At 45.9% G+C, this 12,516-nt stretch carries 14 protein-coding genes, 1 tRNA gene and 2 other RNA genes; all 17 read right to left on the bottom strand.

The genetic code is table 11. The features are described from left to right. Positions 1–231: 231 nt before the first annotated feature. The 17 genes from ACMXYP_RS06870 to aspS all read right to left on the bottom strand — a co-directional run bounded on the left by ACMXYP_RS06870 (position 232) and on the right by aspS (position 12,467). A non-coding RNA gene (locus ACMXYP_RS06870) (RtT sRNA) lies at positions 232–354 on the bottom strand. A 39-nt stretch (positions 355–393) separates the two neighbouring features. Further along, a non-coding RNA gene (locus tag ACMXYP_RS06865) (RtT sRNA) lies at positions 394–516 on the bottom strand. A gap of 39 nt (positions 517–555) precedes the next feature. Further along, a tRNA-Lys gene (locus ACMXYP_RS06860) sits at positions 556–631 on the bottom strand. 50 nt (positions 632–681) lie between these two features. Continuing rightward, positions 682–1,365, bottom strand: coding sequence for a 7-cyano-7-deazaguanine synthase QueC (gene queC / locus ACMXYP_RS06855; RefSeq protein WP_415884270.1), 684 nt, complete (start codon positions 1,363–1,365; stop codon positions 682–684). Between the two features lie 18 nt (positions 1,366–1,383). Next, positions 1,384–2,187 (bottom strand): tol-pal system protein YbgF, encoded by an 804-nt coding sequence (gene ybgF / locus ACMXYP_RS06850; RefSeq protein ID WP_415884269.1) that lies wholly within the window; start codon positions 2,185–2,187, stop codon positions 1,384–1,386. A 3-nt stretch (positions 2,188–2,190) separates the two neighbouring features. After that, a complete protein-coding gene (gene pal / locus ACMXYP_RS06845; protein WP_415884268.1) occupies positions 2,191–2,703 on the bottom strand; it encodes a peptidoglycan-associated lipoprotein Pal in 513 nt (170 codons plus the stop codon). 97 nt (positions 2,704–2,800) lie between these two features. Further along, positions 2,801–4,108 (bottom strand): Tol-Pal system beta propeller repeat protein TolB, encoded by a 1,308-nt coding sequence (gene tolB, locus ACMXYP_RS06840; RefSeq protein ID WP_415884267.1) that lies wholly within the window; start codon positions 4,106–4,108, stop codon positions 2,801–2,803. 46 nt (positions 4,109–4,154) lie between these two features. Continuing rightward, a complete protein-coding gene (tolA, locus tag ACMXYP_RS06835) occupies positions 4,155–5,051 on the bottom strand; it encodes a cell envelope integrity protein TolA (RefSeq protein ID WP_415884266.1) in 897 nt (298 codons plus the stop codon). Positions 5,052–5,054: 3 nt separating this feature from the next. Continuing rightward, positions 5,055–5,471, bottom strand: coding sequence for a protein TolR (tolR, locus tag ACMXYP_RS06830; protein ID WP_415884265.1), 417 nt, complete (start codon positions 5,469–5,471; stop codon positions 5,055–5,057). A 13-nt stretch (positions 5,472–5,484) separates the two neighbouring features. Beyond that, a complete protein-coding gene (tolQ, locus tag ACMXYP_RS06825; RefSeq protein ID WP_415884264.1) occupies positions 5,485–6,153 on the bottom strand; it encodes a protein TolQ in 669 nt (222 codons plus the stop codon). A 220-nt stretch (positions 6,154–6,373) separates the two neighbouring features. Further along, positions 6,374–6,751: a TraR/DksA family transcriptional regulator gene (locus ACMXYP_RS06820; protein WP_415884263.1), complete on the bottom strand. Its 378-nt coding sequence runs from the start codon at positions 6,749–6,751 to the stop codon at positions 6,374–6,376. Between the two features lie 131 nt (positions 6,752–6,882). Further along, positions 6,883–7,893, bottom strand: coding sequence for a Holliday junction branch migration DNA helicase RuvB (gene ruvB, locus ACMXYP_RS06815; RefSeq protein WP_415884262.1), 1,011 nt, complete (start codon positions 7,891–7,893; stop codon positions 6,883–6,885). A 14-nt stretch (positions 7,894–7,907) separates the two neighbouring features. Then, positions 7,908–8,540, bottom strand: a complete 633-nt coding sequence (ruvA, locus tag ACMXYP_RS06810) for a Holliday junction branch migration protein RuvA (protein ID WP_415884261.1) — start codon at positions 8,538–8,540, stop codon at positions 7,908–7,910. After that, the gene (locus tag ACMXYP_RS06805) at positions 8,541–9,206 is read right to left on the bottom strand and encodes a trimeric intracellular cation channel family protein (protein WP_415884260.1); all 666 of its coding nucleotides are present in this window, start codon (positions 9,204–9,206) and stop codon (positions 8,541–8,543) included. A 5-nt stretch (positions 9,207–9,211) separates the two neighbouring features. Further along, positions 9,212–9,733: a crossover junction endodeoxyribonuclease RuvC gene (gene ruvC / locus ACMXYP_RS06800; protein ID WP_415884259.1), complete on the bottom strand. Its 522-nt coding sequence runs from the start codon at positions 9,731–9,733 to the stop codon at positions 9,212–9,214. A gap of 120 nt (positions 9,734–9,853) precedes the next feature. Then, entirely contained in the window at positions 9,854–10,591 is a 738-nt protein-coding gene (locus ACMXYP_RS06795; RefSeq protein WP_415884258.1) for a YebC/PmpR family DNA-binding transcriptional regulator, read from the bottom strand. A 115-nt stretch (positions 10,592–10,706) separates the two neighbouring features. Continuing rightward, complete coding sequence (gene aspS, locus ACMXYP_RS06790; protein WP_415884257.1) at positions 10,707–12,467, bottom strand: aspartate--tRNA ligase; 1,761 nt, start codon at positions 12,465–12,467, stop codon at positions 10,707–10,709. Positions 12,468–12,516 lie beyond the last annotated feature (49 nt).

Here is a 12,516-nt window from a genome sequence, read left to right as displayed (position 1 = left end):
TAAAAATTAGGGGACGTAGTATAGCATAGAGATACGAGCGGCTAGAAGTTACTTAAATCAGTCGTGAGGCGTTAGATTCTTCAAGTGTTATGAGAATTTTCTTTTTCTCTAGCAGCGTAGCTGCGTCCTCTAGGCGAAGCCGTCCTCTAGCCACGAAGTGGCGTCCTAAGCGGCGAAGCCGTGCTGAATTCCAGGCATAAAAAAACCAGCTCGAAGGCTGGAGTTTTTAAGTGGTGGGTCGTATAGGATTACTTTGCCCTTCGGGCCAGCGTCGCAAGCTCCGCTGTTTTCTACAGGCTTCGCCTTCCGAATCGAACCTTTAACGGTTCTCATCCTATACAACGAGCATCTTTTAGACATAAAAAAACCAGCTCGAAGGCTGGAGTTTTTAAGTGGTGGGTCGTATAGGATTACTTTGCCCTTCGGGCCAGCGTCGCAAGCTCCGCTGTTTTCTACAGGCTTCTCCTTCCGAATCGAACCTTTAACGGTTCTCATCCTATACAACGAGTATCTTTTAGGCATAAAAAAACCAGCACATAGGCTGGAGTTTTTAAGTGGTGGGTCGTATAGGATTCGAACCTATGACCAATTGGTTAAAAGCCAACTGCTCTACCGACTGAGCTAACGACCCACACAGAGGACGCGTATTTTACGTATCCTTAATGCAAAAGCAAGGCTTTTTTATTGATATCTGGTTGGATCTTCCAAGCCAGCATCAACAAAGCCTTTTGCGCGCAAACGACAGCTGTCACAAGCACCGCATGCCTGACCGTCATCATCTGCTTGGTAGCATGAAACCGTTAAACCGTAATCAACACCCAGACGAGTACCCTCTTGGATGATCTCTTCTTTGGTTAGGTCAATTAGTGGTGTTTCGATCTTGATTGGATCGCCGCTAACACCACGTTTAGTCGCAAGATTAGCCATGGTTTCGAAGGCAGCGATATATTCTGGACGGCAATCAGGGTAACCGGAGTAATCAACCGCATTTACACCGATAAAGATCGCATCAGCTTCGAGCACTTCAGCCCATCCTAGCGCCAAGGACATGAAAACTGTATTTCGTGCCGGAACGTAGGTCACCGGAATTTCGTCGGTTTCCTCTTCGGGCACATCGATACTGTGATCTGTTAGCGCTGAACCACCAAAGTCTTCTAAGTGAAGTCGAATGACACGGTGTTCAGCCGTATTCAGTTGCTTGGCAATTTTCTTAGCCGCATTTAACTCAGTTAAAGAGCGTTGACCGTAATCAAAGCTCAATACATAACAGCTGTAGCCGCGTTCAGCAGCCATTGCCAGCGCTGTTGCCGAATCTAGACCACCAGATAGCAACACCACTGCTTTTTTTGAAGCAGAAGAATTCATGTGTATTCCAAAGATTGATTAGAGCTGACGCTTAAACTCTTTAGCTAAGCGAACTGCATCAGAATCAGGGTATTTATTGATTACCAGATCAAGGTATTCAGTTGCCTTAGCCATGTCACCTAACTGATTGTAGATGATACCAAGCTTATACGCTGCATCCGGTGCTTTAGGGTTATCCGGGAACTGGGTTAACACCTGCACGAATGATTCACGCGCTTGTTCAGGCTTTTGCTCCGCTAAGCGAATCTCACCCAACCAGTAATAAGCATTAGGTAAACGTACACTTTGTGGGTAATCCTTCACAAAAGCAGAGAATGCTTCGGCAGCTTTTGGGAAGTTTCTCACCTTAACCAGACCAAAGGCTTCACGATAAGCTTGTGCATCACCCGCCGATGGCGCTAGAGGCGCAACATCTGCTGGCATTTGCGGTCTAGATACCGATGAATCGCCCTCTAACACAGGCGCGTTATCAGCACCTAACTGACCAGTCGTCGCTGGCGGTGTTAAAGCTGGATCCCTTAAAGCGGTGATACGGCCATCTAAATCGCGATAGCGTTCTAGCTGTTGGCGTTCCATTTGCTTTAGACGGTAATCTTGCTGCTCTACTTGACCACGTAGAGAACGCACTTCGTCCTGCAACTGCTGGACAATAAGTATCAGTTCACTGTTTTTAGAAGCCGAGTGAGCATTATAGGAAGGTTGTTGAACATTGGCAGACGGAGCGCCAACACCCAACTCAATAACGGGTACTTCTTCTGCTACAACATTAGCGCTGATCGCCAGCGCTAATGCAGTAGAAAGAACGGTAGAGTTCGAAGTCATAAATTAACGAGATACGTACTTCAGTTCCACACGACGGTTCTGGCTCCAGCTAGATTCGCTGTGACCCAAAATCGCTGGTTTTTCTTCACCAAAGCTAACAGTTTCGATCTGAGAAGCAGATGCACCGTTAACCTGCATAAAACGAGAAACCGCTTTAGCACGACGCTCGCCTAATGCAATGTTGTACTCACGAGTACCACGCTCATCGGCATGACCTTCCAGTACAACCTGAACAGATGGATTAGCAGCAAGGTAAGCTGCATGCTTCTCTAGATCAGCAAAGCCGCCTGCTTTAACTACTGATTTATCGAAATCGAAGTAGAAAACAGTTTGTAGGTTAGCAACAGAATCCATAGAAGAGCCGGAAACAGAACCCTGATTAACACCTTGTGTAGTGCCTGTATCAGTACCTGTAGTTGTGCCACCTTCAGTAGATGAACCACCTGTAGAACAACCTGCTATCCATGCTACGGATAGCGCTAGTGCAGCTGCTTTAGTTACGTTGGAAGCTCGCATTGATCACTCCTGTATATTTGCTGGTCTTCCCAGCAAGCAAAATATTATTGAATGCCGCCATGTCCAAATCTGAACATAAGTTAATGTCTATAAACTTTTATTGCAAGTAGGGGCTCCATGCTGGTTCCCTAACATCACCACTACTTGCCGGTAAAATGAAGCGTACACCACCATCTAAGGTAACGCCGCCCAAGACCCCTCTTACACCTTTTTGCGTTGCATACAGAATAATGCTGCCATTAGGCGCAATGGTTGGGGACTCATCTAAAAATGTATCGGTCAGGATATCTAAACGACCTGTTTTAAGATCCTGAACTGCAATTCTGAATACGTTATCTACGCCACGGTGAACCATCGCCAAGAAACGACCGTCCTGAGTCAAACGACCACGGGAGTTATAGTTACCTTCATAAGTTACACGCTCTAACTGACGTGTTGGCAGATGAATACGATAGATCTGCGGCTGACCACCACGGTCAGAGGTAAAGATAAGTGACTGACCATCAGGCGACCAAGAAGGTTCCGTATCGATGCCATAATGGTGAGTAATTCGCGCCAGGCTACGAGAACGCAGGTCTAGAACATAAACCTCAGGGTTACCATCTTTAGATAACACTATCGCAAGTTTATTACCGTCAGGTGACCAAGCCGGCGCACCATTCAAGCCTCGGAACGACTGAACCTTTTCACGCTTACCTGTTGCCAAGTACTGGATGTAGATAGCTGGCTTACCGGATTCAAAAGACACATAGGCCAATTTAGACGCATCACGAGACCAAGCTGGAGACATCAACGGCTCACTCTGCTCACGAATGGTAATTGGACGCGCACCATCGGAATCCGCCATTTTCAAACGATAGCGACCTTTACCACCACCAAACTGCTGAGCGGTTACATAAACGATACGCGTAGAGAAGGCACCACGAACACCGGTTAGCTTCTCGTACACCATATCCGAGATATAGTGTGCAATATCACGCATATTCGCTTGGCTACCGGAAACACGCTCTGCTAGTAGCTGCTGCTCTTTCAGTACATCGTAAAGTTCAAACTCTACTTTTAGCTCTTTACCTTCAGATGGCAACTGACGACCAATTAGTAGAAACTCAGTTTTACTGACACGCCAATCACGGAAGTAAACCTGATCGCGTTTGTTTGGAAAGCTCAGCATATTGCGGCGATCCATCATTGAGAACAGACCCGTTCGACCCAAATCATCAGATACAATCTGTGCAATATCTTCTGGTAAAGCGAAACTACCATCCCAAGAAAACGGTACAACGGCGACTGGTGTAGGCTCATCAATACCTTGCGTAATTTCGATTGCCAAATCACCTTCAGCGATTACGGAAACCGAAAACAACAGCGCAAATGTAGCTATTACTCGCTGTAAAACTCTGTTCATTTAGCTCTCCTTAAACACATAGCCGCCATACCAGTTAAAAACAGGCTTAATTCCGTAGATCTTCAGGACGGAAACGCAATACGCGCTTACGGAAATAGCGATCAAATACAATCGAATCCATCTCCTGAAGTTTTTCAAATACTTGTACACGCTCAATCGCACGTAAAGCGTCGTTATCAAAACGAGCATCACCGCTAGACTTACTTACATACAGATCATTTACACGACCTGATGGTAAGAAATGTACGGTAATTTCTACTACCATACCATTTCGAGCACTAGGTGATCGACGCCAGTTGCGAGTAATCTGCGAAACAATATAGGCTTCATAACTCATTGCTGCGGCACGCTGTTCTTCAGCTTGCAGAGCCGCCTCTTCTGCTTCCAACGCCTGCATCAGTGCTTCGTTACGGGCTTTTTCTTCTGCTTGTTTTTTTGCTGCTGCTTCAGCTTTTCTTTTCTTCTCTGCGGCCGCTTTTTTCTCAGCGTCTTTGCGTTTCTTTTCGTCGGCTTTACGTTTTTTCTCAGCTGCGGCTTTCTTTAAACGATCTTGCTCAGCTTTCTTTTTAGCTGCTTCTTTTTTACGTTTTTCGTCAGCTTTACGCTTCTTTTCAGCCTCAGCTTTCTTTTTCTCTAGCTGTTTTTTCTTTTCAGCTTCTTTCTTAGCTTTTTCCTGCCTACGCTTTTCGTCCGCTTTACGCTTCTTATCTTCTTCAGCTTTGCGGATTTGATCCGCCTTCTGCTTGGCCTTAGCTTCAGAGGCTTCTTTACGCTGAGCAGATAGCGTGGTCAGGTCGACAATCTGCGCCTGAACATGACGAGGGACTTTACGCTCCTCCTCTTTGTGCTCAAACCAGCTCTGTGCCAACAAAACCACAACAAATATATGAAGTATGACAGCAAGGACTGTAGGAAGAAGATAACTACCCGGTCGCAAAATCAACCCCTACTCCGTCACCAAGCCTACGCTCGGCGCGCCTGCTTGCTGTAGCAAAACCATCAACTGCACAACCGAATCGTAATTTACATTACGATCACCGCGTACCAGCAGCATTTTCTTGGGGTTACTTGCTAAAATTTTAGCCACACGATCCTGAACAACATCAGCCGTAACCGCTTCTTTAGGGTCACCACCAATATCGATAAAGTATTCACCTTCTGAATTAACCGTCACGATAACCGGTTCATTATCTTCGTCATCGACAGGCTCCGCCGCTGCTTTAGGCAGATCAACATTAACGCCTTGCGTCAGCATGGGTGCCGTAACCATAAAGATCACCAAGAGCACCATCATGACATCAATGTAAGGCACTACATTGATATCAGCGTTTAACTTACGTTTTTTCTTATGCCGTCTGATCATCGATCACACCCGCTTAGTTGGATGCGTGCATACGACGATGCAAGATAGAAGAGAATTCGTCAGCAAAGGTTTCGTAGTTACCTAACAGATACTCAACCTGCGCAGAGTAGCGGTTATAAGCAATTACGGCTGGAATCGCAGCAAATAGACCAATCGCTGTAGCGATCAAAGCCTCGGCGATACCAGGTGCTACAGCGGACAATGTCGCTTGGTGAACATTCGCCAAACCACGGAAGGAGTTCATTATCCCCCATACTGTACCAAACAGACCGATATAAGGGCTGGTAGAACCTACTGTTGCGAGGAATGGCAGGTGCTTTTCTAGCTTATCCTCTTCACGCGCTAGCGCTACACGCATACTACGCTGCACGCCGTCCATGACTGAATCTGGGTCATAACCTGCTTGCTGAGTTAGACGCGTGTATTCTTTGATACCAGCACGGAAGATATTCTCGGCACCACAGTCAGAATTTGGTTCGTGATTAATCTCACGGAAAAGTTGGCCAAGATCGACACCAGACCAGAAGCGATCTTCAAAGTTACGAAGTGATTTACGCGCGCTGCTTAACACCGATTGGCGCTGAAAGATCATCACCCAAGAAAGTACTGACGCTAATAAAAGCATTAACATTACTAGTTGAACCACGATACTTGCGTCGGCAACCAGACTCCAGATCGACATTTTTTCGACCACAGCACTTCCCTCTAAAAATTTGGTACAGGATACAATTTACCGGCTTTGTGATTCATCAAAAACCAATAAGTTCCATCCATTTAATAGATAAAAAAATGAAGGGACAACAATAACAGTCATGGCGATTAATACAAGGAAAAACCAGCGTTTGAATTAGCTGTTAGGGAAGGGTTTGCCAGCAATCAGATTAGATAGCTGGCGAATAGATCTAGGCGATTTTCTTTAACGCGGATTCGTGAATAGATTGGCAGCGAATACAGCGCGATGCAGTAGGATTAGCCTTGAGACGCGTAAGCTCAATCTCTTCACCGCAATTGATGCATTCACCGAAACTACCCTCTTCAATACGCTTTAGTGCAGCTTGGCATTCAGCTATCTCATCATGATGACGCTGAAGTGTTTCAAATTGACGTTCCAACTCAACTGTATGCTCGACTTCTTCACCGATATCTCGCACTTCGGACACAGAAGTGGATGAGATTTGATCTCGCAACTCTTCTTCGAGCTCGGCTTTCAGCTGAATAAGTAAACGATTAAGCTCAAGTCGGAATGCAGTAATCTCTGCATTACGAAGTATGGCCGTCATATTGTTACCTGTTATTTTTTTCAGTTATTTGGCAGGCATATTAGACGGCTTTTCTTCGGTCGTACCTTGATTGATGTCAGATCAACCAACAAATCCTATTTATTATAGGGTTTATTGATCCAGATCGTATTTTAAGACTCTTGAGGCTTAGCAATTCCAAAGTGCTGATAAGCATGATCAGTTACAACACGACCACGAGGTGTGCGCATAACAAACCCTTGCTGAATTAGATAAGGCTCCAGCACGTCCTCAATTGTGTCACGCTCTTCACTAATTGCAGCAGCAAGGCTTTCTACACCGACAGGACCGCCACCAAATTTTTCGATCATAGTTAGCAACATACGACGATCGAGATGATCGAAACCATGGTGATCGACGTTCAACATATTCAGTGCACGATCGGCGATATCACTATCAATTACACCATCACCTTTTACTTCAGCGTAATCTCGGGCACGGCGCAACAAACGGTTAGCAATACGCGGCGTACCACGAGAGCGCTTGGCTACTTCGCACGCACCTTGCGTATCGATCTTAGTACCAGAAAGGTCTGCTGATCGAGCAACAATACTGGTCAGATCTTCAACGTTATAAAACTCTAAGCGCTGCACAATACCGAAGCGATCACGCAACGGAGACGTCAGCAAACCTGCACGTGTTGTTGCACCCACCAAAGTAAATGGAGGAAGCTCTAATTTGATAGAACGCGCTGCTGGCCCTTCACCAATCATAATATCCAACTGATAGTCTTCCATTGCTGGATAGAGCACCTCTTCAACATTCGGGCTTAGACGGTGAATTTCATCGATAAAAAGAACGTCATTTGGCTCAAGATTGGTCAACAACGCAGCAAGATCCCCTGCTTTCTCAAGCACAGGGCCAGAAGTAGTTTTGATCTCCGAACCCATTTCATTGGCAATGATGTTAGCCAAAGTTGTTTTACCCAAACCTGGAGGGCCAAATATCAAAGTATGATCCAATGCCTCATTACGCATCTTCGCCGCTTGGATAAAGATCTCCATCTGCTCACGAACAACAGGCTGGCCAACGTAATCCTCTAAAGCTTTCGGGCGGATAGCGCGATCATGCGCTTCTTCTACCGGATTACTTAAAGGCGAGATAAAACGATCAGCTTCAATCATAACTATTTACTCTATTAACCAACCATGGAGCGCAAAGCGACACGAATAAGATCTTCACAGCTCGCACCAGAACCAAGTGATTTATGCGCCTGCTCAATCGATTTAGTTGCTTGAACTGGCTTATAGCCCAATGCAACCAATGCACTTTCTGCTTCAGCTCGGTTATCACTAACCGTTTCGAATGATGCCATATCGGGACCATCTGCCGCCGACAACTGAAACTCATCCGAAGATTCAAGTCCAAGCGCCTTAATCTTGTCTTTCATCTCTACGATTAAGCGTTCAGCTGTCTTCTTACCAACACCCGGCAACTTAATCAAAGACGCGGTATCACCATCATTTACGCAACGCACGAACTCAGTTGTAGAAATACCGGAAAGGATAGTAATCGCCAATTTAGGCCCAACACCATTAGCCTTAATCAAGGTTCTAAAAAGCGAACGCTCTTGCTTATCGATAAAGCCATAAAGTAACTGCGCATCCTCTCGTACGACAAAGTGAGTAAAGAGGGTCACCTGTAATCCAACTTCAGGTAGTCGATAAAATGTGTTCATTGAAGCTTCAACTTCGTAGCCCACACCATTTACATCAATCACTAACTGCGGAGGCTGCTTTTCTAACAGCTCACCTTTCAATCGACCAATCACTTACTTTTTATCCTTATCCAATTTTTCGAGCTTATGACCTGCCACAATAAACTCAGGCAACCTGAGATCTGCGAACATCGCAGCCATACGCAATACAAAGATGATTACCATAGAGATCAGCGCGACTGGCTGCCCTGGAATATACGACTGAAACACCACAAAAAATACCGAGCCTGCTAATGCACAAGTCGCATAAAGCTCACCATCTCGTTGCAAAATTAGCGGTATCTGCCCAGTCAAAATATCTCGGATCATACCACCAGCACAACCGGTGATAACGGCCATCATTACAACAATAATCGGCGGTAAACCAAGACCTAAGGCTTTTTCGGCACCTAACACGGCAAATAGCGCCAGACCCATAGCATCCAGCACTAATAAAGTGCGTCGAGGGTACTGGATATAACGACAGACAAAGAAAGCAACGACCGCAGATATAATTGCAGTCCATAAATAAGAGGTATCTGCCACCCATACAACGGGATGAATATCTAAGGTGATATCGCGAATCGTGCCGCCACCTAAAGCTGTCACTATCGCTAAAACAACCACGCCTAGTATATCTAATTGCTTTCCCTGAGCTGCCAAAGCCCCTGCAGTTGCAAATACTGCAACTCCAATTAGATCAGCTATATAGATAAAATCAGCGTAAGACATCTCATTCATGACGTTTATTGACGCCTCCAACTGGCATTGCGACTAGACATAGAACCGGCTGTTTTAATTAAGCTATTACGAGTATGAGCATGACAGAGAGCAATTGCGAGCGCATCGGCAGCATCCGCTTGCGGCAAGCCGGGTAGTTTTAAAATATGCGCCACCATATGCTGAACTTGTGATTTATCGGCCGAACCTTTACCTACGACTGACTGTTTAACTTTACGAGCAGCATATTCGTAAACCGGTAACTCCGCATTAGTACCTGCAACAATAGCGACACCACGCGCCTGACCAAGCTTTAGAGCAGAGTCGGCATTACGTGCCATAAATACCTGCTCAATGGCAAACTCTTGGGGACAATAACGCTTGATCACTTCAGACACACCGGTATACACCTGCTGTAATCGCTCAGGCAATTCATCACCTTTAATACGAATACAACCGCTGGCAACATACTCATTTTTATTGCCAACGCAGTTAATCACACCGTAACCGGTGATTCGAGAGCCAGGGTCTATTCCTAATATCAGCATTAATACAATCTACTGGTTATTTATACAGGCAAGCATACATGAGTAAGGTTTGTTTACAAAGAATTTTCTAATACTCAAAAGCCAATAGGAGCTCTACGGACAATCAAGCAATCTCAACGATCACTCCGCCATCGCCTCTTCAGGAATAATCGCGTTATGATAAACATTCTGCGAGTCATCCAGATCATCTAATACATCGATTAGCTTCAGTACTTTTCGCGCCATATCCACATCAAGCTCAACGGTTGTTGACGGAATCATCGCCACTTCAGCATGCACAGGCTCAAGACCTGCATCTACGAGAGCCTGTTTAACATCGAGAAAGTCATGCCAATCGGTGAATACATCTATCGAGCCGTCGTCGTTGGCAACAACATCATCCGCACCCGCTTCTAGTGCCGCATCCATGATGGTTTCTTCATCTATTTCTGCAAAGGTGATCTGACCTTTTTTATCGAACAGATAAGCAACGGAACCACTCGTACCAAGATTACCGTTGTACTTATTAAATGCAGCACGTACTGCCGCCACGGTCCGATTAACGTTATCTGTCATGCACTCAACTAGGATAGCTACACCATTAGAGCCATAACCCTCGTAGGTTAACTCGTCGTAATGATCACCTTCACCGCCACCAGCGCCACGCTGAATTGCTTTATCGATAGTGTCGCGCTTCATATTCGCGCCAAGCGCTTTATCAACCGCTGCGCGCAGCCGCGGATTATCTTCCGGGCTGCCACCACCTTCTTTTGCTGCAACCACCAGTTCTCGAATGAGCTTAGTGAATATCTTGCCGCGCTTTGCGTCCTGTGCCGCTTTACGGTGTTTGATATTGGCCCATTTAGAGTGACCTGCCATAACCCCTACTCCCTTTCGATATTATTTTTTATCCAATATAAACAAAAAAAGCCGCCCGAAGGCAGCTTTTTAGTTTTAACCGATCCCTAGCTTGAACTAGGACAACGCGATGCTATTAAGGTGTTTTACGTAGCTTAATGTTCAATTCGCGTAGTTGTGCAGCACTTACTTCACCTGGCGCTTCAGTCATCATACAAGATGCACTTTGCGTTTTAGGGAAAGCAATTACTTCACGGATAGAGTCAGTGCCAGTCATCAGCATGATCAAACGATCAAGACCAAACGCCAAACCACCGTGCGGAGGCGCACCGTACTGCAATGCGTTTAGTAGGAAGCCAAACTTGTCGTCAGCTTCTTCATCAGAGATACCTAGAATCTCCAGTACTGTTGCTTGCATCGCCTGATCGTGAATACGAACAGAACCACCACCAAGCTCACAGCCATTAAGTACCATGTCGTATGCACGAGATAGCGCTTCTAGCGGATTCGCTTTAAGCTCTTCTGGAGAGCAGCTTGGCGCAGTGAATGGGTGATGAAGCGCTGTTAGGCCGCCATCTGTTTCTTCGAACATTGGGAAATCAACAACCCATAGAGGTGCCCACTCACACTGAGCCATCTCAAGATCTTCACCCACTTTGATACGTAGAGCACCAAGCGCTTCAGAAACCACCTTAGCTTTGTCAGCACCGAAGAATACGATGTCACCATTTTCAACGCCTAGACGATCCATGATCGACATAGTCACTTCATCACCTAGGAACTTGATAATTGGAGACTGTAGGCCGTTAACGCCGTTTTCAATTTCGTTAACCTTGATCCAAGCAAGACCTTTAGCACCGTAGATGCTTACGTACTTAGTGTAATCATCAATATTCTTACGAGTCAGCTTAGCGCCACCAGGTACTTTAAGTGCAGTTACGCGGCACTTAGGATCGTTTGCTGGGCCTGCGAATACTTTAAATTCGATATCCGCCATTAGGTCAGCAACGTCAACCAATTCCATTGGGTAACGAAGATCTGGCTTATCAGAACCGTAACGCTGCATCGCTTCTGAGTAAGGCATGCGTGGGAAATCACCCAAATCCACACCTTTCAGCTCAAGGAACAGCTTGCGGATCATAGTTTCAGTCAGACCCATGATACCTTCTTCGTCCATGAACGAAGTTTCGATATCGATCTGAGTGAATTCAGGCTGTCGGTCCGCACGCAAATCTTCATCACGGAAGCATTTAGCGATCTGGTAGTAACGGTCGAAACCAGACACCATCAACAACTGTTTAAATAGCTGTGGAGACTGCGGCAGCGCGAAGAACTGACCATCATGAACACGGCTTGGCACTAGGTAGTCACGGGCACCTTCAGGTGTAGCACGGTTTAGAATCGGCGTTTCGATATCTAGGAAACCATTATCATCTAGGTAGTTACGGATCGCGTTAGATACTTTAGAACGGAAACGTAGCTTTTCCTGCATTTCTGGACGACGTAGATCGATGTAACGATTACGTAGACGCACATCTTCACCAACGTTTTGGTGCTCATCCAACTGGAACGGAGGTGTTTCAGACTTGTTTAGGATAACAAGCTCTTTACCTAGAACTTCGATCTCACCTGTTGGCATTTCAGGGTTAATCGTACCTTCTGGACGACCACGAACAGTACCTTTGATCTCAACTACGAATTCATTACGGCAGCTATCTGCTAGCGCGAAGCTCTCTTCACGATCTGGATCGAATACAACCTGTGCAAGACCTTCACGGTCACGCACGTCTAGGAAGATAACACCACCGTGGTCACGACGACGATGAACCCAACCACAAAGGGTGATGTCTTCGCCGATATGCTCTTTTCTGAGATCGCCGCAATAATGACTGCGCATAATTTACTGTTCCTGTTAACTGTCTCGGTTTGGTTTTCACCAAACGGTC

This window comes from Neptuniibacter sp. QD34_54, assembly GCF_047778055.1.
Taxonomy (GTDB): domain Bacteria; phylum Pseudomonadota; class Gammaproteobacteria; order Pseudomonadales; family Balneatricaceae; genus Neptuniibacter.
This window is presented reverse-complemented; position numbering and strand designations above follow the sequence as displayed.

Excerpts from the sequence above, each read along its gene's own strand:
- tolQ (WP_415884264.1), bottom strand. The coding sequence starts at position 6,153 with ATGTCGATCTGGAGTCTGGTTGCCGACGCAAGTATCGTGGTTCAACTA.
- ruvB (WP_415884262.1), bottom strand. The coding sequence starts at position 7,893 with ATGATTGAAGCTGATCGTTTTATCTCGCCTTTAAGTAATCCGGTAGAA.
- ruvC (WP_415884259.1), bottom strand. The coding sequence starts at position 9,733 with ATGCTGATATTAGGAATAGACCCTGGCTCTCGAATCACCGGTTACGGT.
- ybgF (WP_415884269.1), bottom strand. The coding sequence starts at position 2,187 with ATGACTTCGAACTCTACCGTTCTTTCTACTGCATTAGCGCTGGCGATC.
- aspS (WP_415884257.1), bottom strand. The coding sequence starts at position 12,467 with ATGCGCAGTCATTATTGCGGCGATCTCAGAAAAGAGCATATCGGCGAA.
- ACMXYP_RS06820 (WP_415884263.1), bottom strand. The coding sequence starts at position 6,751 with ATGACGGCCATACTTCGTAATGCAGAGATTACTGCATTCCGACTTGAG.
- ACMXYP_RS06805 (WP_415884260.1), bottom strand. The coding sequence starts at position 9,206 with ATGAATGAGATGTCTTACGCTGATTTTATCTATATAGCTGATCTAATT.
- tolR (WP_415884265.1), bottom strand. The coding sequence starts at position 5,471 with ATGATCAGACGGCATAAGAAAAAACGTAAGTTAAACGCTGATATCAAT.
- pal (WP_415884268.1), bottom strand. The coding sequence starts at position 2,703 with ATGCGAGCTTCCAACGTAACTAAAGCAGCTGCACTAGCGCTATCCGTA.
- queC (WP_415884270.1), bottom strand. The coding sequence starts at position 1,365 with ATGAATTCTTCTGCTTCAAAAAAAGCAGTGGTGTTGCTATCTGGTGGT.
- tolB (WP_415884267.1), bottom strand. The coding sequence starts at position 4,108 with ATGAACAGAGTTTTACAGCGAGTAATAGCTACATTTGCGCTGTTGTTT.
- ACMXYP_RS06795 (WP_415884258.1), bottom strand. The coding sequence starts at position 10,591 with ATGGCAGGTCACTCTAAATGGGCCAATATCAAACACCGTAAAGCGGCA.